Origin of the sequence: Lysinibacillus cavernae, from assembly GCF_009724685.1 — a bacterium.
In the GTDB taxonomy this organism is placed as follows: Bacteria; Bacillota; Bacilli; order Bacillales_A; family Planococcaceae; genus Lysinibacillus; species Lysinibacillus cavernae.
Map to the genome: position 1 here is coordinate 1 of NZ_WMEF01000004.1, position 25,758 is coordinate 25,758.

At 36.6% G+C, this 25,758-nt stretch carries 23 protein-coding genes and 1 pseudogene; 16 read left to right on the forward strand and 8 right to left on the reverse strand.

The genetic code is table 11. The annotated features are described in order from the left end of the window. Window positions 1-175, reverse strand: a pseudogene (locus GJU32_RS10645) (L-glutamate gamma-semialdehyde dehydrogenase); the annotation flags it as partial. A 179-nt stretch (window positions 176-354) separates the two neighbouring features. Between GJU32_RS10645 and GJU32_RS10650 the strand changes: the two are divergent. Beyond that, window positions 355-1,692, forward strand: a complete 1,338-nt coding sequence (locus tag GJU32_RS10650) for an AAA-type ATPase lid domain-containing protein (protein WP_155591937.1) — start codon at window positions 355-357, stop codon at window positions 1,690-1,692. Window positions 1,693-1,766: 74 nt separating this feature from the next. Here GJU32_RS10650 and GJU32_RS10655 read toward each other — a convergent pair whose 3' ends face one another. After that, window positions 1,767-2,741, reverse strand: a complete 975-nt coding sequence (locus GJU32_RS10655; RefSeq protein WP_155591938.1) for a proline dehydrogenase family protein — start codon at window positions 2,739-2,741, stop codon at window positions 1,767-1,769. 560 nt (window positions 2,742-3,301) lie between these two features. Here GJU32_RS10655 and GJU32_RS10660 point away from each other — a divergent pair. Next, window positions 3,302-3,901 carry a TetR/AcrR family transcriptional regulator gene (locus tag GJU32_RS10660; protein WP_155591939.1) on the forward strand — a complete coding sequence of 200 codons (600 nt, stop codon included), beginning with the start codon at window positions 3,302-3,304 and terminating at the stop codon, window positions 3,899-3,901. Window positions 3,902-3,944: 43 nt separating this feature from the next. Here the strand turns inward: GJU32_RS10660 and GJU32_RS10665 are convergent, their stop codons facing one another. Beyond that, window positions 3,945-5,318: a S41 family peptidase gene (locus GJU32_RS10665; protein ID WP_155591940.1), complete on the reverse strand. Its 1,374-nt coding sequence runs from the start codon at window positions 5,316-5,318 to the stop codon at window positions 3,945-3,947. Window positions 5,319-5,503: 185 nt separating this feature from the next. After that, window positions 5,504-6,826 (reverse strand): branched-chain amino acid transport system II carrier protein, encoded by a 1,323-nt coding sequence (brnQ, locus tag GJU32_RS10670; RefSeq protein WP_155591941.1) that lies wholly within the window; start codon window positions 6,824-6,826, stop codon window positions 5,504-5,506. Window positions 6,827-7,076: 250 nt separating this feature from the next. Here brnQ and GJU32_RS10675 point away from each other — a divergent pair, with 250 nt between their 5' ends. Continuing rightward, window positions 7,077-7,970, forward strand: a complete 894-nt coding sequence (locus GJU32_RS10675; RefSeq protein ID WP_155591942.1) for a C40 family peptidase — start codon at window positions 7,077-7,079, stop codon at window positions 7,968-7,970. A gap of 81 nt (window positions 7,971-8,051) precedes the next feature. Here GJU32_RS10675 and GJU32_RS10680 read toward each other — a convergent pair whose 3' ends face one another. Both GJU32_RS10680 and secA2 read right to left on the reverse strand, forming a co-directional pair. Continuing rightward, entirely contained in the window at window positions 8,052-8,948 is an 897-nt protein-coding gene (locus tag GJU32_RS10680; RefSeq protein ID WP_155591943.1) for an accessory Sec system S-layer assembly protein, read from the reverse strand. Then, window positions 8,948-11,311 (reverse strand): accessory Sec system translocase SecA2, encoded by a 2,364-nt coding sequence (gene secA2, locus GJU32_RS10685; RefSeq protein ID WP_155591944.1) that lies wholly within the window; start codon window positions 11,309-11,311, stop codon window positions 8,948-8,950. The genes GJU32_RS10680 and secA2 overlap by 1 nt, the downstream gene beginning before the upstream one ends. 225 nt (window positions 11,312-11,536) lie before the next feature. Here secA2 and GJU32_RS10690 point away from each other — a divergent pair, with 225 nt between their 5' ends. After that, entirely contained in the window at window positions 11,537-12,604 is a 1,068-nt protein-coding gene (locus GJU32_RS10690) for a glycosyltransferase family 4 protein (RefSeq protein ID WP_155591945.1), read from the forward strand. 461 nt (window positions 12,605-13,065) lie between these two features. On the opposite strand, the gene GJU32_RS10695 is transcribed toward GJU32_RS10690, so the two are convergent. Then, complete coding sequence (locus GJU32_RS10695; RefSeq protein ID WP_155591946.1) at window positions 13,066-14,118, reverse strand: LCP family protein; 1,053 nt, start codon at window positions 14,116-14,118, stop codon at window positions 13,066-13,068. A 137-nt stretch (window positions 14,119-14,255) separates the two neighbouring features. Next, window positions 14,256-14,891 (reverse strand): YigZ family protein, encoded by a 636-nt coding sequence (locus GJU32_RS10700; protein ID WP_155591947.1) that lies wholly within the window; start codon window positions 14,889-14,891, stop codon window positions 14,256-14,258. A gap of 165 nt (window positions 14,892-15,056) precedes the next feature. Here GJU32_RS10700 and GJU32_RS10705 point away from each other — a divergent pair, with 165 nt between their 5' ends. The 12 genes from GJU32_RS10705 (at window position 15,057) to GJU32_RS10760 (ending at window position 25,749) form a co-directional block, all read left to right on the forward strand. Continuing rightward, window positions 15,057-16,205 carry a sensor histidine kinase gene (locus tag GJU32_RS10705; protein ID WP_155591948.1) on the forward strand — a complete coding sequence of 383 codons (1,149 nt, stop codon included), beginning with the start codon at window positions 15,057-15,059 and terminating at the stop codon, window positions 16,203-16,205. Between the two features lie 35 nt (window positions 16,206-16,240). Further along, on the forward strand, window positions 16,241-16,915 hold the full coding sequence (locus tag GJU32_RS10710) for a response regulator transcription factor (protein ID WP_155591949.1): 675 nt from the start codon (window positions 16,241-16,243) through the stop codon (window positions 16,913-16,915). Window positions 16,916-17,207: 292 nt separating this feature from the next. Further along, a complete protein-coding gene (locus tag GJU32_RS10715) occupies window positions 17,208-17,753 on the forward strand; it encodes a DUF3225 domain-containing protein (protein ID WP_155591950.1) in 546 nt (181 codons plus the stop codon). Between the two features lie 524 nt (window positions 17,754-18,277). Then, the gene (locus GJU32_RS10720) at window positions 18,278-19,120 is read left to right on the forward strand and encodes a DegV family protein (protein ID WP_155591951.1); all 843 of its coding nucleotides are present in this window, start codon (window positions 18,278-18,280) and stop codon (window positions 19,118-19,120) included. 62 nt (window positions 19,121-19,182) lie between these two features. Then, complete coding sequence (locus GJU32_RS10725; protein ID WP_196426661.1) at window positions 19,183-20,550, forward strand: ATP-dependent helicase ComFA; 1,368 nt, start codon at window positions 19,183-19,185, stop codon at window positions 20,548-20,550. Further along, window positions 20,547-21,137 (forward strand): ComF family protein, encoded by a 591-nt coding sequence (locus GJU32_RS10730; protein ID WP_155591952.1) that lies wholly within the window; start codon window positions 20,547-20,549, stop codon window positions 21,135-21,137. Before GJU32_RS10725 ends, GJU32_RS10730 begins: the two co-directional genes overlap by 4 nt. 79 nt (window positions 21,138-21,216) lie before the next feature. Continuing rightward, a complete protein-coding gene (locus GJU32_RS10735) occupies window positions 21,217-21,630 on the forward strand; it encodes a TIGR03826 family flagellar region protein (protein ID WP_008178864.1) in 414 nt (137 codons plus the stop codon). Between the two features lie 120 nt (window positions 21,631-21,750). Continuing rightward, entirely contained in the window at window positions 21,751-22,011 is a 261-nt protein-coding gene (gene flgM, locus GJU32_RS10740) for a flagellar biosynthesis anti-sigma factor FlgM (RefSeq protein ID WP_036121087.1), read from the forward strand. A gap of 27 nt (window positions 22,012-22,038) precedes the next feature. Beyond that, a complete protein-coding gene (locus tag GJU32_RS10745) occupies window positions 22,039-22,539 on the forward strand; it encodes a flagellar protein FlgN (RefSeq protein ID WP_155591953.1) in 501 nt (166 codons plus the stop codon). Window positions 22,540-22,554: 15 nt separating this feature from the next. Further along, complete coding sequence (gene flgK, locus GJU32_RS10750) at window positions 22,555-24,147, forward strand: flagellar hook-associated protein FlgK (protein WP_155591954.1); 1,593 nt, start codon at window positions 22,555-22,557, stop codon at window positions 24,145-24,147. 63 nt (window positions 24,148-24,210) lie between these two features. After that, window positions 24,211-25,125 (forward strand): flagellar hook-associated protein FlgL, encoded by a 915-nt coding sequence (gene flgL / locus GJU32_RS10755; protein WP_155591955.1) that lies wholly within the window; start codon window positions 24,211-24,213, stop codon window positions 25,123-25,125. Between the two features lie 60 nt (window positions 25,126-25,185). Continuing rightward, window positions 25,186-25,749 (forward strand): DUF6470 family protein, encoded by a 564-nt coding sequence (locus tag GJU32_RS10760; RefSeq protein WP_155591956.1) that lies wholly within the window; start codon window positions 25,186-25,188, stop codon window positions 25,747-25,749. Window positions 25,750-25,758: the final 9 nt, after the last annotated feature.

Genomic DNA, 25,758 nt, shown 5'->3' on the forward strand with positions numbered 1-25,758 from the left:
TCTTTGCAGGATTGTACGAAACGATTTTATCTTCTGTTGTAATGCGCTCGCCACCGATAATTAGTGGGTAGTCTTGACCTAAATAACCTTCAACTTTTTTTAAAGCCTCTACATAAGCATTGTAGTTTTCCTCTTTTGAAAAATCTGTGAATGGTTCGTGTTTGTATGGAATCATGTCAGTTTCCTCCCATGGATAAGTGGTGCCAAATGATTATGCACTCTTTAAGATTGTGATAATTATATAATGCAATATTATTTGGCATTAATCAACTCAAATTTTAAAACTTTTTTAATTTTTGCATCTGTTTTTCGTATTGGTGTTAGAATAAGCTTAATGGCATACAGGAGGACAAGATGGATAATAATGTACTACAAAGTATTTATAAATACGTTATTGAAAAAGGGGATATGGGAATTTGTGTAGTAGACACTGAAGGCAAGTTGCTCATATACAATAAAAAAATGCGAGAATTAGAAGGCGTTAGCGAGGACGAATTTGAGGAGAGGCGAGCCTTAGAGATTATTGATTTCGAAATCGAAAAAAGTGATATTTACAAGGTGCTCAATTCTGAAACGCCAGTGCACAATATAAAAAAAACGTATTGGAATAAAAAAAATCAAGAAGTGACCTATATAAGCAATATTTATCCGTTGCACCATGAAGGTGTTTTAGTGGGGGCTGTGGAATTTGCCCGAGATATTACGCAGCTTGAATACATGATGTATCAGCCATTAAGAAGATATGGCGCACCATTGACATTTGATATTATCACGGCTGTTTCGGCAGTCATGAAGGATGTCATTGAAAAAGCAAAGATTGTAGCGCTAAGTAGAATGCCCGTTGTGTTAATAGGGGAATCAGGTACTGGAATAGATATGGTGGCTGAAGGAATTCATCATGATCTAAAGGTGCAAAATGATATGTTTATTGCTTTAATTTGCCGTAGAGACGAAAAAACAGTGTTAAAGCAATTTGAAAAATATATTGTTGAAAAGGAAAAAATTACTTTTTTTGCTGAACGTATTGAATATTTATCGCTCGAAGCACAAGAAAAAGTTGTCGAGCTTTTCAACAATCATCCGAATCATCAGCATGTTTTAATCGCTAGTGTTGGCAAAGACCCCATTGATTTAATTCAAAAGCAAGAGCTATCCAAAAAGCTTTACCGACTATTTTCAGGCATCACCATTTACGTTCCACCTTTACGAGAAAGAAAAGAAGACATGATGCCTTTTATCGATGATTATTTCAAAAGACATCGTGACAGCTTTGGCTCATCTATTCAAGGGCTTTCAGAAGAAGTGCGAGAAACCTTTTTAAAATATGACTGGCCAGGTAATTTAAAGGAATTAGAAGTTTTGTTGGATGAAATCACCTCGTTGATTACAAATGAAACGATAGTTGAATCCCATATGTTGCCTGTGCACTTCAAATGGAAAATTCAAAGTGCTTGTGAGGAAACGGAAAACGAAGTGTCAACGAGTGATTTGTTTGTCATTAAAAATCAGCAGGACATTAGGCCGTTAGATGTCTACATGAAAGAGGTAGAGGAGTACTATATTTCGAAGGCGTTAGATTTTCATCAAGGGAATATTTCCAAAACAGCTGCTGCATTGGGGATTCGTCGCCAAAGCTTACAATATCGTGTTAAAAACTATAAGCTCAATAAAAAAAGCGAAAACATTGATTAACAATGTTTTCGCTTTTTTGATGTAAACAGATGGGTAGGTTCTCGAAACTGTCGGATAGCATCTACCTTGAACTACTATTTTCCTTTTTTTGAAAGGCGTCCAAGGGCAAATGCTGCTGCTCCTAAACCAATTGCCATGTTCGTTTTTTTGTTAAACACTTGTTTTGTCACAAGCGCTACATTTTGTGGACGTTCTGCTAAACGGCGCATAAAGTAACCGTACCAATCGTTACCAAATGGTAGGTATGTGCAGAAGTTATAGCCTTCACGTGCAAGGTCCAACTGCATTTCTTTACGGAAACCATATAACATTTGGAATTCGAATTTGTCATTTGAAATGTTATGTTGTTTCACAAATTGTTTTACATGGTTGATCACATTATGGTCGTGTGTAGCAATTGATGTGAATTTACCATGTAACAAGTGATACTCAATTAATTTCAGATAGTTGCGGTCGATATCACCTTTTGATTGGTATGCTACATTTTCTGGCTCTTTGTAAGCACCTTTTACAATACGTAAACGGAAGTTTTTGTATTTCTCAATATTTTCCTCAGATTCGAAGAAGTAAGCTTGAATAACTGTACCTACGTTATCAAACTCTTTGTGTAGCTCCTCTAATAACTCAAAAGAGCTGTATAAACGTTCGTAGTTTTCCATATCGAAATTCACGAAAATATTATATTGATGGGCAAGAGCCACGATTTCTTTTAAGTTTTCATAGCAAAATGCATAATCAATATCTAAACCTAATTGTGAAGGTTTAAGTGAGATGTGAGCATCAAGTTGCTCATCATGGATAGCTTGAACGACAGCCAAAATATTATTTTTTGCTGCTGTTGCCTCTGATTTTTCGTAGACGAATTCGCCTAGATTATCGACTGTACAAGAAATATTAGCTTTGTTTAATTCTCTAATCGATTGCACAACTTCAGGTAAGCTTGTCCCAGCAACAACACTTTGGGCACCCATTTTAAGACCATATTTTTGTGCAGCGCTATTTAATAATTTGTTTTCTGATAAGTAAATGAAAAAATCACGTAATACCATCATATGCCTCCAAAATTGAAAATTTTAAATTCTTGGCGATTATAACACTTTTTTTGAAAAGTAAAACGCTTTGATTTACAGAAAAAAATTTTTTGAAGGAAAGAAAACGGGAAGAAACTATTGTGGTGATTGACTTTTTTTAAGTAAAAAGTACAAAAAAAAAATTTTTTTCAGAAAAAAGGACTTTTCAAAATAATAAATTTGATTTATGTTGATAGTTATATGTCTTAAATTGAGTAAAAAGTATTGTAAGAGTTTACTTTGAATGAATTGCTAATTGGATTCCTTATCTAACGAAAAATATATCAATATAATTTTAGAAAATAGTGGGTATCTTAGAAGAAATTCTTGGATAGCCACTTTTTATTAATACATTTATATATCATATTAATAGTGGTTTATAATAAAAAAAAAAGAGGGTGTATTATAATAAAATGGTGTATAATCATGGATAAAATATGTACATTCTGTGAACTGTAGTTACTTTTGATTTAGAATAGTGTGTCTATATTAATACTGAAGGGAATATGACTACTCTAAACTAAGATAAGGTGGAAAGTATGGCAAGAGGCAGAAAATATAATTCAAATGGAGAACGAAGCAAACAACTATTACTTGAAAAAGCGATAGAGCTATTTTCTGATAAAGGGTATCATCATACGAAAATTAGTGACATTGTAAAGGCTGCCAACGTAACTCAGCCTACTTTTTATCTCTATTTTAAAAGTAAGGATGCACTTTATAACGATTTGAATTCACAATTTCAAAGTGGATTTTTAGAAGTGATGAGTAGTAAGCCTGCTGAAATTGTAGAAAATGGATTGCGAGGTTTTGTCACGCTGTTAGAGCAAAAGTTATTAAGTTTGTTCGTTTACATCATAGAAAATCCAAAATTATCAAAAATCGGTTTTTTTGAGTCGGAGCAATCACATTTAGTGAAAACTCAACTGACACAGCAATTGATCCACCTTATCTACCTTCATGACTGCGATAAAGATTTGCAACTGTATAGTGTAGATATCAAAATAATGATAGATTGTTTAGTAGGATCGATGGAAAGATTAATAGTAACGAATTTATTAGAACAAAAAAGATTACCTGCTGAACTAGCAAATGATATTGTACAATTATATTTTTGGAAAACTAAAGAAGTTATATAAAAAATCCTCTCATCGATACTTATTATCGCTGAGAGGATTATTTTTATTTTTTTAGTTTAATATGCTGATAAAAGCCTTTTTGGCCTTTGCTATGTGCATTCGGATGAATGAGTAACAAATATTCTTGATCTGCCAATAAAGGATTCGATGGTGTCACAATAATTGAACTTCCTTCAACTTTGACTGTTGCTGGTACTTCTTTAGCCCCTAAAGCAACGAGTTGAATGTTGCCTTTAGCAATTTGTGGAGTAAGTGCTGAAGGGATTTTTATTGTGAATTTTTGCGTATCAGTCATGCTTTTCGTACTGGAAAGCTGTTTGTATTTTGAATATTTTTCCTTCAATGCGTCAAAATGAGCTTGGAAAATGGGTGCTGTTGTTGTTTGGATATTTGGTTTAACGCCTACTTCATGAATGACTTGACCAGCAGGACCAGTAAATTTACCGACTGTTAGCTTTAAATAGCTTCCATCATGTAGTGTATAAAAGCCTTGCATAGCACCCTTCCCATAGGTTGTTTCACCATATAAAATAGCCGCTTTCTGATCTTTTAGTGATGCGGAAAGCATTTCAGAAGCACTTGCACTATAGCGATTCACTAGAATACGAGTATTTTTAGGAAACTTTGTATCTTGGTTAGCTGCTGGTATTGTATAAGAAGTATGTGCTTCCTCCAATAAATAAGCAATTTTAGCAGATGGGAATAGTCCTGTAAGTTCCTCAGCTGTTGTAACGTAGCCGCCACCATTATTTTGCAAATCTAAGATAAATGATGTTGCGCCGCGCTGTTTTAAATCAATAAGTGCTTTTTTGACAAGCTGTGTACCATCCTCTGAAAAGGAAGCCAAAGAAATATAGCCAACATTCCCAAACAGTAATTCAGATTGGACATTTGGTAATGTAAACTTTTTACGTGTAATAGTTTTAGTAGTTGTCGTTTCATCACTATGTTTGAATGTAACGTTCACTTGAGATCCTTCATTACCGATTAAGAGGGAAGAGGCTTCTTGTGTAGAACGCCCAATAATGGACGCGCCATTAACAGCAATGATGATATCTCCAGCCTTAATACCAGCTTCAAATGCTCCGCTACCTTCAATTACTTGTAAAATATGAATACCATCTTCATGTTCTTCTATTACAACACCAATCCCGATTGTTGATAGATTGATACTATTCATATAATCTTCGAATTCTTGCTTTGTAAAATAGGTTGAGTAAGGATCAAGCATATCAATGATTTCTGAGATGGATGTGGCTTTCTCTAAGTTTCCATTGATTGTTCCAACATAAGTATCCTCAATAATCTTCTTCATTTCCTTGATTAGCTGTTGCTCATTATTTGCAGCTTGGGTAGTCGTGATAGGAAGGAGAAAGAAGCCCAGAACAAATACGAACGACCATACTAATTTTTTCATTGGACACCTCTTTTCTAGAACTCAAATTTAAAATGTATCACCCATGGTAGGACAAAAATGGATGGATACATTTTACAATTCAGTATCTGTTTTTATTATACATGAAGCCATAGTAAGAGTGGTGGAATTAAACGAAAAAGAAAAAGAATCCGCTTGCCTCTAAACAGCAAGCAGATTCTAGTAAACTACTTCTTCTTTATAAGTTTATGAATAATAAAACCAATTAATGCGCCAACAACAGCTGGTAAAAGCCAACCTAAATTTTGCTCATACAATGGCAATGCCTTTAGGATGTTTTCATATGGAGCAATTTCAACCTTCATTTGCTTTAAGCCTCCATATAGACTGACAAGGAAGGTTGGAATTAGCGCTAAAATATAAACAATTTGTCCACCTTTAAAGAAATGATCAGCTAATGATAAAACCATTAATACCATTGCTAATGGATAAATGATTAACAGTACCGGTAAAGATGCATTAATAATTGTCGAAAGTCCTACATTTGTAATAGCTGCACTAAATATAGTGAAGACGATTAAAAATGTTTTGTATGAGATTTTAGGGAAGAGCTTATGAAAATATTGTGCATTAGCAGTTAATAAACCGACTGCCGTTGAAATACAAGCTAGTAGAATAGTCGCAGACAAAATAATACTTCCAAGACTCCCGAAGAGCACCTTAGCTGATTTTGCAATAATATCTCCACCATTTTCAGAGATACCAATGGCAGTGATACTTGTGTTACCGATATGACCGAGGGAGATATAAACAAATGATAAGCCAATAGCAGCAACAACACCTGCAAAAATGGTCGTATTGATTTGTTTTTTCTTATCTGTCATGCCCATATCACGCAATGCTTGTAAGATTACGATTCCGAAAACAAGTGCACTGAGTACATCCATTGTTAAGTAACCCTGTACAAAGCCTTCTGCAAAAGGAGATGTAATGTAGCTTCCTACGGCTTCTCCTGGTTCTCCCATTGGAGAGATAAAGCTTTTAACTGCAAGCAATAAAATAACAAGAAGCAGTGCAGGCGTTAAAATTTTTCCTACTCGATCGACAAGCTTCGATGGATTAATGGATAAAAATAGGATTAAGGCAAAAAACAAAATGGATGTGATGAAAAGTGGTGCCCAATGATCCTTCATAGCTTCAGGAAGAAACGGCGCAATTCCTATTTCATAGGACACAGATCCAGTTCGTGGTACGGCAAAGAACGGTCCAATGGCTAAATAAACAATCGATGTAAAGATTACACCAAAAGCAGGGCTAACACGGTTGGCAAGCAGTTGTAAATCGCCTCCTGCTTTTGCGACAGCAACGATAGCTAGTAGTGGTAAACCGACACCTGTTATTAGGAATCCAATCATAGCTACTGTAATGTTTTCACCTGCTTGTTGACCTAATAACGGTGGAAAAATAATATTCCCAGCACCCAAGAATAAGGCAAATAGTAGTAATCCTACTGCTAAATTTCCTTTGATGAAATGCAAAATGTTCTTCATAAGTATAAAAACTCCTTTAAGATTGAAAAGCTGAAACTTTCTAAAAATTTTAAATACAGAAGTGTATGTTATCATAGGAACACGAATCTTGCAATGAATATATTATTGCAGTATAGTCGGATTTCGTCGTATTTTATAGGATTGCTAAAATGTTTGAAAAATAGTCAGTATTTCCGATTTTTCATTAGCTAGTTATCTAGTATGATAGACACACAAGGAAATATTCTAGCACGAACGGAGGCACTTTGGTATGCAAAAGACAAAAAAATGGAGATTTCTTGTTTTAAGTACGATAGCAACTTCATTTTTAGCACTACAAACAGCAGAAGCAGCAACATACACCGTACAAAAAGGCGATACTTTATCAAAAATTGCCCAAAATCATCAAGTGACTATTGAGGATATTATGAAGTGGAATAATCTATCGAAAGATACGATTTTTGTAGCCCAAAAGCTTGAGATTCAAAAGCAATTAACGGGTGAGGGGACAAAACCTTCAACCCCATCAACATCTGTAAAACCAACAGCTAGTTCTCATACAGTAGCGAAAGGTGACACATTATCAAAAATCGCAAAGCAATATAATGTGACAATTAAGGATATAAGAGATTGGAATAAACTTGAAAAAGATACGATTTATATTGGACAAGTCTTAAAGATATCTTTAGCAACAGTGAAACCCGAGGGCGATACAATACATAATAATGTGACTACAGATACGGGTACACCTTCAAAAGTAACAGATAAAGATCCTACAGTTAATGGACAGGCTATTTATAAAAACACAGTTGAAGTAGCCAATACACTAGTTGGCACACCCTATTTATACGGTGGTAATACCCCAGTAGGTCTTGACTGCAGTGGCTTTATTTTCTATGCCTTTAATCAAGGTGGTTTGAAAATTGGAAGAGCGAGCAGTGAAGGGTATTTTAATGGCAATACAACCCATGTAGAAAATCCAGTACCTGGAGATTTAGTATTCTTTGAGAATACATATAAAGAAGGTATTTCTCATATGGGCATTTATATAGGCGATAATAAATTCATCCACGCGGGCACAGATGGTGTAGAAATTTCGGATGTTACGTACGCTTACTGGTCTTCTAAATTAGTAGCTTATAAACGTTTTGATAGTGTGAAATAATATAAAAGCGATTTTTGCCTTTGCAGGAATCACTTTTTATATGAAAAAACCCCTTCTTTTTTAAAAAGAAGGGGTTTTGTGTTATTGTGTAACGCGTGCTGTCCAGCGAGAAAGGTCAGCATCATTTGCATCAACAAGATCGGCTGGGAAAATAAATGTCCAAGGCTTAGTTGAGTTAGGTTGTACAGTTAGGATCGGATCCATTTTAAATGAACCTTTGGCAATTTGTTTGCCAGTTGCATCAATGATTTCTAATGGCAATTGTTCTAAATTAATCGCTTTATTGTGTCCATTACGGATAAAGATGGATACGTTTAAATTTCCATCATCAGCTAGTTTTGCCTGTAAACCTGTGAAGTTTACCTCTGTTTCACCTAGCTTTGGTAATGTTTTAACGATTTTTTCTAGCTCTTCTTTTTGAGCTGCTGGTAATTGTTTTTCCCATGATGGATCTAGTTCTAATTGGTGTCCACGAAGGGAAACTAGGTTAAAGGCAATTTTCCAGCCATCTTCAGGGACTTCATCAACTTTAATTGAAGATTTTTCGAACTCAAACACCCATGGACGAGCGCTTTCTGCTGGAATTGTACCAAGTGCTTTAAAGTCGAAATTTTTAGATGCTACAAGCTCATCGTTTTTATCCATGATGAAAAGTTCAATTTCGCCTAGCTCAATAGCTTGTGGTAAAGATGAACGGAAAAATGCACGAACTAACCATTTTCCACCACGACCTTCTTCAATACTAATAGAGGATAACGATAATTGATTTGGTTTCAATGGTTCTAGCTCATTAGCAAGGAAGTTGAAGATGTATTTTTGTTCTTGTGGTACATCCCATTCTGGATGGAAGGAAAGCTTTGTTTCAACATCACGGTTATCACCTTTATTTGTCGTAACATTTCCTAGCAAGTCTTTTGAGTCAATTGTATTTTCTTGAACGACTTTGTCTGATTTTTTAAAGAATGAAAATAAGCCCATTATTGTTCCTCCTGTTGTGCCTCAATTGTTTTCATGAAGCCGGTAATTTCTATAATAATAGAACGACGTAGTTCTTGGAAATTCTTTCCGAATAATTCGAGTCCTTCGCGTTGGTAAATTCGCATAGGATCTTCTTGTTGATAATGACGTAAGCCTATTCCTTCTTTTAAATGAGTCATTGCCTCTAAATGTTTAACCCAGCCACTATCAATATAGCTCAGCATGATTTGAGGAAGTACTTCTATTACTCTGTCATTTTCTGCAAATTTCTCCATTTGATCGAGTAGTTCTTGTTCAGAAGGCTGAATGTCAGCTAAAATTTGTTTTATTCTTCCAACTTCTCGATCGACTGAAACAGGTGTGATGAACAGGGAGTTAAGTGCATGCTCCATTTGATCGTAATCCCAGTCAATTGTAGATACATCTTCTGGTGCAGCATCACGAACAGCAAAATCAACCGTTTCACTTAGCATTTTTTTCAGCTCGCCCATTAAATCTTCGCCAGCTAAAATTTTGTCACGAAGTCCATAAAGAACGGTACGTTGATCATTAATGACATCGTCTAACTTTAAGTTGTATTCACGCATGCCGTACTGAGAACCTTCAACAATACGCTGCGTACGATCAATAAGCTCTTGCACCTCTTTATTTTGAATAATGCCATTTTCATCTACAATCATTTTTGCAGAGAATTTTTCAACTTCTTCTTTTGCGTAACGGCGGAACATATCATCTTCAATAGAGAGAATGAAGCGACTTTCGCCTACGTCACCTTGACGACCTGAACGACCTCGTAGCTGGTTGTCTACACGACGACTTTCGTGCTTTTCTGTACCGATTACAAATAAACCACCAAGTTCATGAACTTCTTCACCTAGCACGATATCTGTACCACGACCAGCCATATTTGTCGCTACAGTAATTCGGCCTTTTTGACCTGCCTGCGAAATAAGTTCAACCTCTTGCTCTACAGTTTTTGCATTGAGTAATTGGAATGTTAATTTTTCTTTTTTCAGATAGTCCACCACTGTTTCAGACTGTAATATCGATGTTGTACCAATTAAAATTGGCTGTCCTTTTTCGTGACGTTTTTTAGCCTCAGTAGCAACATGCTTATACTTTGCTTCTTGTGTGCTAAAAATAAGATCAGGCTGATCCACACGTTGACGTGGGCGGTTTGTTGGAATTTGCACGACTTCCATGCCGTACACTTCTTTAATTTCTTTTTCTTGTGTTTTCGCTGTACCCGTCATCCCGGAAAGTTTCGGATACATGCGGAAATAGTTTTGAATTGTGACCTGTGCCATTGACTTATTTTCATCCGTAATCGTTACGCCTTCTTTGGCTTCAATTGCTTGATGTAAGCCATCAGAAAGGGAACGACCTTCTAAAATACGACCTGTAAACATATCGACAAGTTCAATTTTATCTTCTTTCACAATGTAATCTACATCGCGGTTGAACATAACATGTGCACGGACAGCTTGGATTACATAATGGAAAAGTGTTTGATGTTCTAAGTCATACAGATTGTCAATATTGAAGGCTGCCTCAACCTTTTCAATACCTTTATCTGTTAGAGAAGTAGCCTTTGTTTCATCATCAAAGTCATAATCTTCCTCTTTTTTGAAACGCTTAGCTAACATAGCCGCAATGCGGTGTAGTTCGTCGTTTGAAGGCATTTTACCTGCGATAATTAACGGCGTTTTTGCTTCATCGATTAATACACTATCCACTTCATCAATAATGGCAAAATGATAAGGACGTTGTACTTTATCTGCTAAGCTATAGGCCATATTGTCACGTAAATAATCGAAACCAAATTCAGTGCCAACACCGTATGTAATATCTGCATTATAGGCTTCTTTTTTCTCATCAGCCTCCATCATTGGTATATTTAAACCAACTGTTAGGCCAAGGAAACGATGAATTTGACCAACTAGCTCAAAGTCACGTTTAGCTAGGTAATCATTTACTGTGATGACATGAACACCTTTACCTTCTAAAGCACGCACATAAGAGGGCAGGGAAGCAACAAGTGTTTTACCTTCACCTGTAGGCATTTCAGCGATATTGCCCTCAGTTAACACAAGACCACCGATAAGCTGTACATCAAAATGACGCATTCCTAATACACGCTTTGAAGCTTCGCGTACAACAGCAAATGCGTCCGGGATGATCGATGTAATAGGCTCACCTTGTTCTAATTGATTTTTGAAAATAAAAGTCATTTCTCGTAATTCAGCATCTGACTTGTTAACATATTTTTCTTCAAGATTATTAATTTGATCTACTATTTTATAGTAGCGTTTTAATTGACGAGCACTTGTTTGCTCTTTGTTACTTTTGAAAATTGAGAACATGAAATATACGCTCCTTTAAAGTTGTCTAAATGCTAGACACTCCATTATTCTATCAAATTTTGCGAATGGTGACTACAATTGACTATATAGGAATCTATTAATGCTAAAATGTACAAAATATTTGTGAAATCGTGGAAAATGTTTAGAAAAAGTATATTTCGATGCTTGTTCATGCTATAATCAATTTGGATTTCAATGTAGATTATTTTTTTGAGGAGGAGAGACATGCTTTACGTGTCTTTAATAGCAGCATTCGTTGCATCCATTTTGTTAACTCCATTAGTGAAACGTTTAGCGTTTAGAATAGGTGCAGTTGACGCACCAAACTATCGAAAAGTACATGCTCGAATTATGCCAAGACTTGGCGGTTTAGCTATTTTCTTAGCCTTCATAATTGGCGTGACGATTTTATATTCATTTTTAGTCCATACTAAACATGGTAGTAACGAGGCTTTGTTAGCTATCATTATTGGTGCTTGTATTATCGTTGTCACGGGTGTTATTGATGATATGCGTGAGATTTCTGCAAAGGCAAAAATGCTTGGTCAGCTAGTTGCTGCACTAATTGTTGTTTTTGTAGGCGGTATTGAAATTGAAATGGTTAACCTACCGTTCTTAGGTACATTAGACTTTGGTTTACTGAGTATCCCATTAACGATTATTTGGATTATTGGTATTACAAATGCAATTAACTTAATTGATGGCTTAGATGGTCTAGCTGCAGGTGTTTCTACAATTGCACTAATTACATTAGCAGTCATGGCATTTATAATGAGCAATATGTTTGTTTTAGCACTAGCAGCCATTTTAGCTTTCGCTTCACTTGGTTTCTTATTTTATAACTTCCACCCAGCAAAAATCTTTATGGGTGATACAGGGGCATTGTTCCTTGGATTTATGATCTCGGTATTAGCTTTACTTGGGTTTAAAAATGTTACATTCGTAGCTTTAATCATCCCAATTATTATTCTTGGTGTTCCGATTTCTGATACATTTTTTGCAATTGTTCGTCGTGTACGTATGAAGAAGAAATGGTCTGATCCAGATAAATCACATCTACACCATCGCTTACTAGATATGGGCTTTACACATCGTCAAACTGTGTTGCTTATTTACGGCATTGCGATGATGTTTGGATTAGCAGCCATCATTTTCTCTATGGCAAAAGTATGGGGAGCTATTTTACTAGTAGCTGTTATTTTAACAGCCATTGAAATCTTTGTTGAGGTCATTGGGCTAGCAGGTAAAAACTATAGACCATTATTAAACTTTGTACGTATTTTCAGTAAATAAAATGAAAGAGGCTGGGACAGAACTCGATTATTTTGAAAAATAGCAAAAACAGATAATAACTTTTTCGCTTCAATGAATAGAGTGTTCCTTCCTAAATCAAAAAAGTGTTAGACCGAAATACAATCGGTCTAACATTTTTTCTTTTTGTCCCAGCCTCTTTTTTGTTGTTAACGAGGATGAATTCTTCATAGACAGTGTGCTTTTTAGGCATTCGACGAACCGTTTGGTATAACGAATTTATGGGAAAGGAAAAGTAGTAGTAGCAACAAGTGATTAGTCTCAGAGAGAGATTTCCTAGACTGTTTTTATGTATAGGAAATTGAAGGAGAGGAAAACTAAAAATGGCTTGCATAGCCAGTCCATGACAGGTATATGAAAGGGAAGTCATATATGGAGGAGTATAAATTAAAAGACCATAGACAAAATTGCTTGTCTATGGTCTAGAAAGTTCTTTGTATTGCTTATTCTACGACTGAATTATCTTCGCTAGCTGCACTATCAGTTCCTGTATTGCCGTTTGTTAAGCTAGATGATTTTTCATTACGGCCAAGATGGTTTTTGAAAATTTCTTTTACTTCTTCAACAGAATTTTGATCTAACTGGTAATAATAAATACCAGTAGACGTATCATCTGTACCATCCAATGTTAAAGAGTCAATACGTGGAGCTCCTTTTGATAAATAAGATAAGAAGGATTTCATTTCAGTGAATGTCATATCCGTTTTCATATTATCACCAAGAGCTTTAATGACATCATCATACTTTGTGATGGATTTGACTGAAGCAACTTTTTGGATAATAGCTGAAAGAATTTCTTGTTGACGTTTACCACGCTCAATATCGCTATCTTGTTTACGTGTTCTTGCAAGGGCAAGTGCCTCACTACCGTTTAAATGCTGTAAGCCTGGCTGTAAATTGATTGTGAATTTATCAAATTCATCTAATTCGTGTAAAGCATAAGGTACTTCTGCTTCAATACCACCTAATGCATCGACAACGTCAATAAAAGCATTGAAGTTCATACGCACATAATAGTCGATTGGAATATCAAATAGTTCCTCAACCGTTTCAATGGTAGTTAGTGTTCCACCCATTGCGTGAGCATGAGTAATTTTATCTTCATAACCAACCTTAGGAATATAAACGTAAGAATCACGAGGAATACTTAACATTTTAATTGTCTGTGTTTTATTATTTAATGTGGCTAAAATAAGTGCATCGGAACGTGAGTTTTCAGACCCTTGTCCTCGATTATCACTGTCATCAACCCCGACAAATAAAATAGACACATTTTCTTGTACTGGTTCTACACTTTCTTCACGTTTCACAGAAACATTTCGACCTTCTAATTCCTCATACGCTGAGTCTGCAGCATGTTCTACCTGTTTTGTAAGGTAAACAGCATAAGCAGTTACGCATATCACCAAGCTTGCAACTAGGAGCAGTGTAACTTTTATAATTAATGAAGCTTTAGAAGATCTCTTTTTGTACGAACTAACAGATCTTTTTTTCATATTAGATATATTCTCCTCTAATTTATGGGAATAATAATGCGATGAAGCTAAATTTTATTCATGTACAATAGAGCCGATAAAAATAGCCTAACAAAAAAATTATACTATGCATAAGTGGTTTCGACAATTAAAACTATTTAATTGACAATAAATTCTACAAATTGAGCGTCTTCGAATGAGATGGATGCTTGTCCATTTGTGATCTCTGTTATCCAACTTTCGAACTGTTCCTCTTCCTCTTTTGGCACAGAAACAATGATTTCGACACCCTCCAAATAGCGTATTTCCTCTAAAGTATAAGACGAACTTCTTATTTCATTTTCCACTTTCCCAAGCCATGTATAATCAATAGCAACTTTCATGAAATGATGAAGCTTTCGTTCTACTACTTGAGCAGCTATAATTCCCTCTGTTGTCGCTTTTCCATAGGCACGAATCAGACCACCGCCGCCTAATTTAATACCGCCAAAATAGCGAGTCACAACGACGACCGTATCTTTTAAGCCTTGTTTTTTTAAGACTTCTAACATAGGGACGCCTGCCGTACCACTAGGTTCCCCGTCATCATTCGCCTTTTGAATATGATCATGCTCACCGATAATATAGGCTGAGCAATTATGTGTTGCATGATGATGCAATTTTTTTATACGATCTATAAAAGAAATTGCATCCTCTTCGGTTTCTGCACGTTCTATATAAGTGAGAAAGCGAGACTTGGAAATAATAATTTCGCTTTCACCATATCCTTTTACAGTTAAATAGTTTTCTCTCATCTGTATCAATCTCCTTTTAACTAGAGTTCTATTCTATAATTTTCATGTAGAAAAAGCATTAAATTTTAGCATGGTAATGCTATAATAGGTGTAGACTATGGAATATATGAATTTGGTCTATTAAAATAGTAAGCAATCATAAGACATTAGACTGGGGAGTACACTATGTTTTCAAATGATACCTTCGATTTAAAGTCGCTTGATGACATTTTTAATCGAATGTTAGATACAATCATGAGCTCGAAGGATGATATCTTTATTATAAGCGAACAAAGCCGAAGAAACTTTGAAGATATGCAAAAAGAGCTGGAAATTGTTCGAAAACAAATATCAATCGTAATTGATGAAGGCGATGCTTTGGAAAAAAGTACGCAGCTTGCTAAACAACGACTTGTGTTAGTAAGTAAAGCTTTCGATAATTATACCGAAGAACAAGTTAGAGAAGCATATGAAACTGCACATGATTTTCAAGTAAAACTCTCCGTTATTAGAACACAAGAAAAACAGCTACGCGATAAAAGAGATGATCTAGAGAGAAGATTAAGAGGATTACTCGATACGATTGAACGTGCTGATCATATTGTCAATCAGGTAAATGTCGTTTTGACTTACTTAACTTCAGATTTAAAAAATGTTGGTTTAGCGCTTGAACAAGCAAAAATGAAGCAAGATTTTGGGATACGTATTATTGCAGCTCAAGAAGAAGAGCGTAAGCGTTTATCGCGAGAGATTCATGATGGACCTGCTCAAATGCTTGCAAATGTACTAATGCGCACTGATTTAATAGATAGAACGTATCGTGAAAAAGGTATTGATAAGGCATTAGCTGAAATTGCCGATTTAAAGAAAACGGTACGAAACGCTTTATCTGAGGTGCGACGTATTATTTATGATCTACGACCAATGGCACTTGATGATTTGGGAATTGTTCCGACATTAAAGAAGTATTTATCGACAGTAACTGAATATAATCCAGGTGTTGAAATTCATTTCCAATCGAGAAGTACTGAAAAACGTATACCTTCAAATTACGAAGTATCTATTTTCCGGTTAGTGCAAGAGTGCGTAACAAATGCCATGAAGCACGGAAAATGTAAAGACATTTGGGTAAAGCTTGAGTGGTTAAAAAATGCTGTCAATGTCGTTGTAAAAGATGATGGCATAGGATTTGACCCACAAGTAGTGAAAGACCATTCCTTTGGGATATTAGGAATGAAAGAACGTATCGAAATTTTAAATGGTACAATCACTATTACTAGTGAAATCAATCGAGGTACGACGGTGTTATTTAAAATTCCGTTAGAACTAGAGTGAAGGAACTGTTGCAGAAATTTAGGGGGTAAAGACAAATGACAAAGATTATTATTGTAGACGATCACCAGCTATTCCGCGAAGGAGTGAAACGTATTTTAGATTTTGAAGATTCGTTTGACGTAGTAGCAGAAGGTGACGATGGTACAGATGTGGTTACATTATATACTGACAACGAACCAGATGTTGTACTGATGGATATTAACATGCCAGGAAAAAATGGAGTAGAAGCTACGGCAGAGTTAATCAATGAATATCCAGATGCAAAAGTGATTATGCTTTCGATACATGATGATGAAACATATGTTACACATGCATTAAAATCAGGTGCTCTTGGCTATATGCTAAAAGAGATGGATGCAGATGAAATCGTTGAGGCGATTAAAGTCGTTGCCAATGGTGGATCTTACTTACATCCAAAAGTAACGAAAAACTTAGTAGCAGAGTTCAAACGACTTTCAGAACACGAAAATAAAGGAAACTTCCACCAAACTGAAATTCGTCGTCCGTTCCATTTACTAACTAAACGTGAGTGTGAAGTATTACAGCTATTAACAGATGGCCAATCAAACCGTACAATTGGTGAGACATTATTTATCTCTGAAAAAACGGTTAAAAACCATGTATCAAGTATTCTACAAAAAATGAATGTTAATGACCGTACACAAGCTGTTGTAACAGCCATTAAAAATGGTTGGGTTGAAGTACGATAATTGCTAAACTGTTTTTAAAAGCTACTTTATCTGAAGTAGTTTTTAAAACAGTTTTTTATTATTTTTTAGTATTTATTTGTATCGACCTTTTCCGTGTTTAAATGGTCATTCACATTTTTGTAACGATGGCTAGACGTATTGTAGATATTCATAAATAAGAACAAGAACAGATCGTGCAACATTTTACAGCCTAATACGTCATAAGAAAGATGTAGCACCTAAATGTTGAAAATGTACAACAAAATTCCTACGACAGCATTTATATGCTACAATATGCGCGGGAGGTTTTTTGATGTTTAAAAAGAGTTTTCTAGCAGTTTTAATCTTATTAGTGTTAACTGCCTGTGGTAATAAAGATGAGAAGATGAGTGACGAAGAACGAGAAAAAGTAATAGAGGATGGTACAGTAGGCTTTGAGATGATGGGTGATACCGTGGAAAAAGCTGAAAATGTACCAGCAGCAGATGAAAAGGCAATTTTAGCATCTTTCGAAGAGTATATTGCAGCATTAAATGCTGAAGAGATCGATCGTTATTTGAAAACAATCTCGAAAAATCCAAAGGGATTTAAATACGAAGAAGAAAAAACATATGCAACAGAAGTATTTGATCAATTTGATATTAAGCGTGAAGTAGAAAACGTAACGATTGCAAAGTATGAGCCAGAAGAGGCCCAAGTGTTTGCCAACATGAAAATGCATTCTCTTCAGCTTGAGACAAAGGTCGAGCATGAAAGTGCAGGACGTCAGGTAACTGTCTTCGTGAAAGAGGACGACGATTGGAAGGTAACAAGTGTCTTTTATATTGGTGATGACTCACAATCAAGTACAGGCAATTAACAGGAGCTATCTTCATTCAACATAAGAATTGAGTGAAGATACGCCTACTATACATAGAAAATGAATGTGAAATGGAAGCTAGCTTACTAGCGGAACATTAGAATGGCGACAACGCGAATCCTACGTTCGTCATTCATTCACATTCATTTCTTTTTGTTTTCATTCAGTTTTCTGTGCGAAAGCGAAGCGGCAGTAACAACATGTTTTATCTGTGCGAAAGCGAAGCGACAGCAACAACAAATGTTTTGTCTGTGCGAAAGGGAAGCGACAGTAACAACATGTTTTGTCTGTGCGAAAGGGAAGCGACAGGAACAAATGTTTTATCTGTGCAAAAGCGAAGCGGCAGCAACAACAAGTGTTTTGTCTGTACGAAAGCGAAGCGACAGTAACAAGTGTTTTGTCTGTGAGAAAGCGAAGCGGCAGCAACAACATGTTTTGTCTGTACGAAAGCGAAGCGACGGTAACAACAATTGCACCAAGAACAAATAGATTGTAAACTAAGAATCATAGGAGAGTGGACATGGATGAGGACGGCAATCGTAACAGATAGTACTGCATATATTTCAGCTGAGGAACGTGCACGCTTAAACATTAACATGATACCTTTAAGTGTGAATATCTCAGGTGAACTATTTGCAGAAGAAGTAGATATCACAGCATCTGAATTTTATGATAAGGTGCGTGGAGCAAAAGAATTTCCAAAAACAACACAGCCTCCAATCGGAGAATTTGTCGCTCTCTTTGATGAGCTGGCGAAGGAATATGATGAAGTTGTTTCGATCCATTTATCAAGTGGTATTAGTGGAACATACCAAGGGGCAGTACAGGCAGGCGACATGGTAGAAGGTGTTAAAGTTCACGCTTTTGACAGTGAAATATCCTGTGCGGTTCAGGGTTTTTACGTTCTAAAAGCAGCTGAAATGGCGAAAGAGGGCTGTTCAGCTAAAGAAATACTTGTAGCATTAGCGGACATGCAACAGTCTATCCGTGCTTACTTCATTGTAGACGACTTAGCGCATTTACAACGCGGTGGACGTTTATCTTCTGCGGCAGCATTAATCGGTGGCTTATTACAAGTAAAACCTGTTTTACATTTTGTGGACAAGGTAATTGTGCCTTTTGAAAAAATCCGAACACGCAAAAAAGCATTAAAACGTGCTGAGGAATTGCTAGCCGATGATGCGAAAAAGTATGAAGCGATGGATGCTGTTGTCATTCACGGTAATTGCCAAGCAGAGGCACAAGAATGGCTAGAGCAACTAGCGGAAACGTACCCAAATGTAAACTTTAAATTAAGCTACTTCGGTCCTGTCATCGGTACACATTTAGGAGAAGGATCGATGGGCTTAGGCTGGACAAAAAAATAACGTATTGTAAAAAAGTCTCTACAGCAAATGTAGAGGCTTTTTTCTATGAAAGGAGAGATAGAATGAAATACAAAGGCTGGCTGTTACCACCAGCATTACGTGATTTCCATGAAGGTCGCATTTGGTTGAAAAATCATTCTCCATTTTCATCAGCAGATATTGATAAGGCGATAAAGAAAAATTACTTCTTTATAATAGAAGGAATTCAAATGAAGCCTGTTATTCGATGCAATCGTTGCCACAATACAGACTCACAATTATTCACTCTATTTGATTGTTCAAAATGCCAGCAACGATGCTTATATTGTCGACATTGTATTAAGATGGGAAGAGTGAGTAGCTGTACGCAGTTGATGATTTGGACTGGTCCTAAAGCGATAAAGAACAACAAGCATTCATTAAAATGGACAGGGCAATTCACCGAGCTTCAACAGCAGGCTGCTAATGAAATCTTAGCAAGTGTGAAAGTAAAACGTTCTCATCTTATTAACGCAGTTTGTGGTGCAGGCAAAACTGAGCTGCTTTTTCCAGCTGTTCATGATGCCTTAAAGCGAGGATTACGTATTTGTATGGCAACACCACGTACGGATGTGGTGTTAGAGTTGTATCCGCGTTTTCAACAAGTTTTCCCTGAGACAGTCATTCATGCATTATATGGTGGAGCCTCTAAACAAGATGGCTATGCCCAGCTTATTATAGCAACTACCCATCAGCTTTACCGCTTTGACAAAGCATTTGATGTCATGATTTTGGATGAGGCAGATGCATTTCCTTATACATTTGATGAAACCTTACAAAGAGCAGTAAATAAAGCTAAAAGGGAAGATGCTCCTGTTGTGTATGTTACAGCAACCCCATCACAGTCACTACTCAAAACTTATCAACAAGAGAGCTACTCCTTTATCCCAAAACGCTACCACAATCACCCATTACCAGTCCCTCGAGTTCGTGCTTTATGGGGTTATGAAAAAAGCTTCAAGCGAGGCATAATTCCTAGAAGGCTAAAGGGATGGACAGAGGAACGTTTGAAACGAAATGAACCATTTCTAATGTTTTTCCCAACAATCGCCTTGATGAATCTAGCAGCACCTCAAATACAGTTAGTAAATGAGCGCATATTAGCTGTGCATGCAGCAGATCCGGAGCGGAAGGAGAAAGTTCTAAAGCTTCGGAATAAAGAAATTCCAGGATTATTAACCACAACTATATTAGAAAGAGGCATTACAATTAGCAATGTACAGGTAGCGGTTATTGGGGCAGAATCATCGATTTTTACCGCCGATGCACTTATTCAAATTGCAGGCCGTGTTGGGCGGAATGTTCAATTTTCAGATGGCGAAGTCCTATTCTTTCATCACGGCATCACAGCAGAGATGGATGAGGCACGTGCGAAAATTCTTTTTTATAATAAGAAAGGATTTTCCAGATGAATAAAATAGAATCGCATTGTTTAATGTGCACACAGCCTTTGAAAGCAACAATTTCCTGGAAAATGCTTTTAACAAAGCAGTTTTCACCGACCATATGTGAAAGGTGTGCCGCTCGCTTTCAACGTTCACACGCATCCACAGCACTCTATCAATATAATGAGGAAATGAAAGACTACTTACACCAGTTCAAATTTCTACAAGACGTGGCTCTCGCAAAAGTATTTCGACAGGAACTTTATGCTCGCTTCAAGAAAGAAAATGCGATTATTTTACCAATTCCCATGCATCCCCTCAAACAACGAGAGCGCACTTTCTCGCATACAGAAGAACTATTAAAGGCAGCTTATATTCCCTATAGTCAGTTATTAGAAAAGACGACAACTGAGACACAAAGCTCAAAAAATAGAGAGCAGCGTATAGATGTAGCACCTCTTTTTCGCTTAAAGACTGGCTCACGAGTTGAGCATAAAGATTACCTTCTTTTTGACGATATAAAAACTACAGGAACAACGTTACAGCATGCAGCAGTTGTCCTAATGCAGGCAGGTGCTAAAAATGTCCAACACTTCACACTAATTGAAGGATGAATTTACCAATGTATTATGTATAATAGATGATGGGATTAGCATTCGTAGATATGATTTCTTGAAAGAGGAGGAAATGCAGATGGCAGAGGTTCGTAATTGTCCAAAATGTAATGAGTTTTTTAATTATACAGGGGTCCGAGAAGTATGTCATAAGTGTGCACAATCAGAGGAAGAACTGTATCAAATCGTTTATCGCTTCCTTCGTAAACGTGAGAACCGTGCGGCAACAGTAGAACGGATCGTAGAAGCAACAGGAGCGGAAGAAGAGTTATTGTATAAATGGGTTCGCAAAGGTCGCTTGCAACCAGCCATGTTCCCTAACCTTGGTTATCCATGTGATAATTGTGGTCACCTAACAACCACAGGTAAGCTTTGTACAAAATGCCAAGATGAATTAAAGGCAGATTTACGTACATTTGAAGCAGCTAAGGAATTCCGCGACAGTGTGGAGCAACGCGATCGTGTAACCTATCACGCAGACCGAAAACGTTAATAACTGGAAGTGTGTTAATTTTAAACAAAATTAGCACACTTTTTTATATGTGAAAACTTAACATTATGTGAGACAATCCGAAATAATAGTAAGATAAGATTTTAGATGGGGGGTTTCAAAATGAAAATTACATCTTATGGAATTAATGCAGTGAATGCCTATAAAAACCAAGTACGTAACGTGAAATCAGATACAAACAAAGCATCTTTTGCTGATAAAATTGAAATTTCAAAGGCTGCTCAAGATATGAAAAGCGTATCAACATACAGTACAGAGCGAGCTGACCGCGTCCAACAGCTGAAAAAAGACATTGATTCTGGTGAATACAAAGTAGATGCGCGTAAAGTAGCAGAGGATATGCTGAAATATTATCGTTTCTAGGGAATAGCAGAAAGGGTGTATAACGATATGTCTGTAGAAGCGATTAGTTCTACACTAACAATGCTAGAGAGAATGCATAAAAGCTTACTCGAACTAGCCTTTAAAAAAACAGAAATCATCAAAGCTGGCGATATCGAAGCTCTAGACCAATTGCTCAAGGATGAGCAGGCACATGTAGCGGCCATCGATAAGCTCGAGCAACAGCGTCAGAAACAGGTAACGGACTACCTTGAAGCAAAGGGACTTGCTTCATCTGACAAAACAACTGTCGCAGATGTTATCGAGGCTTCTGAACAACAAGCTGACAAAGCAACACTCTCAGTAATTCGAGATCGGTTATTACAAATTATTAATGAACTACGAAAACAAAACGACTTAAATCAAAAACTCGTTTTCCAATCACTACAAATCGTCAATCTAACATTAGATGCTGTAAAACCTCGTGCAGAGCAAATGAACTACTCTAGCAGTGAGGTACGCGGAACCAATAACATAGCAAAAAAATCCTATTTTGATTCACAAGCATAAAAGGGAGGAAAAAAGATGCGCTCAACATTTATGGGCTTAGAAGCAAGTAAACGCGGCCTCTTCGTACAACAAACAGCTTTATACACAACAGGACATAATATTTCCAACGCCAACACATTAGGCTACTCTCGCCAACGAGTAAACATGCAGGCAACACCTGGTTTTCCAACAGCGGGATTAAACCAACCGACTTATCCAGGACATCTTGGCACTGGGGTTGAAGCAAGTTCAATTCAACGTATTCGCAGTGAATTTATTGACCGTCAATATCGTCAAGAGACGAATAAGTTAGGTTATTGGGAATCTAGAACAAATGCTATTGCCCAAATGGAGGATGTTATGAATGAACCTTCAGAATTTGGTTTAGATAAAGCTTTCGAACAGTTCTGGAAGGGTCTTCAAGATATTGCGACAAAGCCTGCAGATGGTGCTTCACGTCAAGTAGCCATTAGTCGTGCGGAGCACTTAGCTGAATCCTTTAATTACCTTGATAAACAATTAAAAATGATTCAGGGCAATCTTGGGAATGAACTTAATGTTTCAACAACTCAAATTAATACCATCCTAAAGCAGATTGCTGCTGTTAATAAACAGATTCAAGAGGTTGAACCTAGTGGACATGTACCAAATGATTTATATGATGTTCGTGATACGTTAGTCGATAAACTAAATGAATATATCCCGGTATCAATTGAACGTATTCCTTCTGGTGGTTTAGCATCAGAGGTTGCAGAAGGCAGCTTAAAAATTACATTTAAAGGCGCAGATGGTGTTGTCAGAGATTTAGTAAACGGTAAAGATTTCGCTCAGTTCACAGCAATGGGTACTAATGGCACGAAGGTGACAGGCGACGATATTACAAATTCTTTCTCTGAATTACAATTAACAGGATTGGAATCTTTAGATGCACACGAAGCTGGTGCTGTCACTAGTACACAAACAGCCATTAAACAGCAAGACTTTGAAGCATCAAAAGGGAAATTACTTTCACTCATTAATTCGTTTGGTTATCAAAGTGCAGGCGGCGATATTAAAGGATATTACACGGAAACTTTACAAAAATTAGATCAATTAGCCAATGCATTTATTAAAGAATTCAATGCGCAGCATGCAAAAGGATATACCCTTGAAGAAAAAGATGCGAACGGAAACATCATCAATGCTTCTAAACCAGGTGGCGTTTTCTTTGAAGGAACTGGTGCTGGTGGAATTAAGGTTAATGAGGATATCAAAAAAAATCCTAATCTTTTAGCAGCATCGTCTAACCCGACAGAAGAAGGAAATGGTAAAAATGCTTATGAACTTGCCAATATGCAGCATAAATTATATGCAGACATAGATAATGCAAGTTTACAATCATTTTATCAAGCAATGGTCGGAAAAGTTGGTGTAGATGGTGAAGAGGCATTACGTTTAGCTGCCTCGTCTGAATCCCAACTTCTTATGGTGTCCAAAAGCCGTGATTCTGTAAGTGCTGTTTCTTTAGATGAAGAAATGACAAATATGATTACGTTCCAACAAGCGTATAATGCAAATGCGCGAATGATTACAGTCGTTGATGAAACATTGGATAAAATTATTAACGGTATGGGCCGAGTTGGATTATAACAATAGAATGAAGTAATTAATGGCCAATTAACTCAAACTTACAAGAAGGAGGGTTTTTAAAAAATGCGTGTAACACAATCAATGCTATCAAATAACATGCTAAGAAATTTAAATAATAGCTATGGCAAAATGTCCAAGCTACAAGACCAAATAAACTCAGGTTCAAAAATTACTCGTCCATCTGATGACCCAGTAATAGCAGTAAAGGGAATGGGCTATCGTCGAGATTTAGCTAAAGTGGAACAATACACTCGTAATACAATTACTGCAAGTAGCTGGTTAGATTCGACCGATGAATCTCTTAATCAGGTTGGCGAGCAAATGAAACGAGTTCGCGAACTTGTCATTCAAGCAGCTAATGATACAAACACACCAGAAGAACGTGAAAAAATGAAAATGGAGATTGACCAAATTCGTCAGCAACTTCAGGATGTAGGGAATACAAATATTGGTGGTAGTTACATATTTAGTGGAACCAATACAAACCAGCCACTGTTTATACCTGGAGGAAGTGGTAAAGTAATTGATCCTACTATAAACAGTAACGCAGTGAATATTGAAATATATGATGGTATTCAAATTCCAGTTAATACACCAGGTAAGGACTTATTTAAAAATATAGATGATATGATGGGTAAAATTTCGGACTTATTAGGCGATCCAACAAAAACAGGTGAGGAAATTGGAGATATGCTTGGTGGCGTATCGTCATCCAGTACAAATGATGATATATTAACAATGCATAATAAAGTTTTAGAGGCACAAGCAGATATAGGTGCCCGTCAAAATCGTGTTGAGATGATGGAAAATCGTTTAGGTATTCGTGAAGTTAATGTTACAAAACAATTGAGAGATAATGAGTCTGTCGATTATTCAAAAGCTATCACTGAAATGGTGACACATGAGTCTATTCATCAGGCTGCACTTTCTGTAGGTTCTAAAATCATTCAACAAACACTAGTGGATTTTATCCGCTAATATGTCAAAAGCGTTTGGACACTTTGTTCAGACGCTTTTCTTGAAAGGAGAGCTATTATTGTGAGGCTACCACAAATACAAATTCGTACAACAGACGCTAAAATTGATCTTCATATCGGTAAACCTCAGCAGCATATTGAACAGCCTAAAGCGACACAGCATATCGAACAACCGGCTGCTATTTTAGATATAAATACAACGAGAAGTGTTTTGAAGATTGACTCTTCACAGGCAAGAAGAGATATAGGAATGATCGGTCCTTTAGAATCAAGTGCAAATTACGCAGAAAAGGGAAAACAAGAGGCAATAAAAGGAATGGCACGAAGAGCACGAGAGGGACGTCAAATGATGGATAGTGCTGGTAAAGACCAAGGTAGTTCTACAATTCGAAATATTGCAAAACAAAATCATGGCCCACATCGTACTCCGTTCAATATTAAATTTGTCCCATCAATTGGGTCTGTAAAAATCGACTATACACCTGGCACAACAGACGTCAATATTCAGCGTAGGGAGCCAATAATTGACACTAAAGTGAACAAACCAATCCACGAATACACACCAGGAAAAGTAACTGGTACAATGGTACAAAGACCAGATGTTGACATTGATGTCATCATTTAAAGGAGTGCA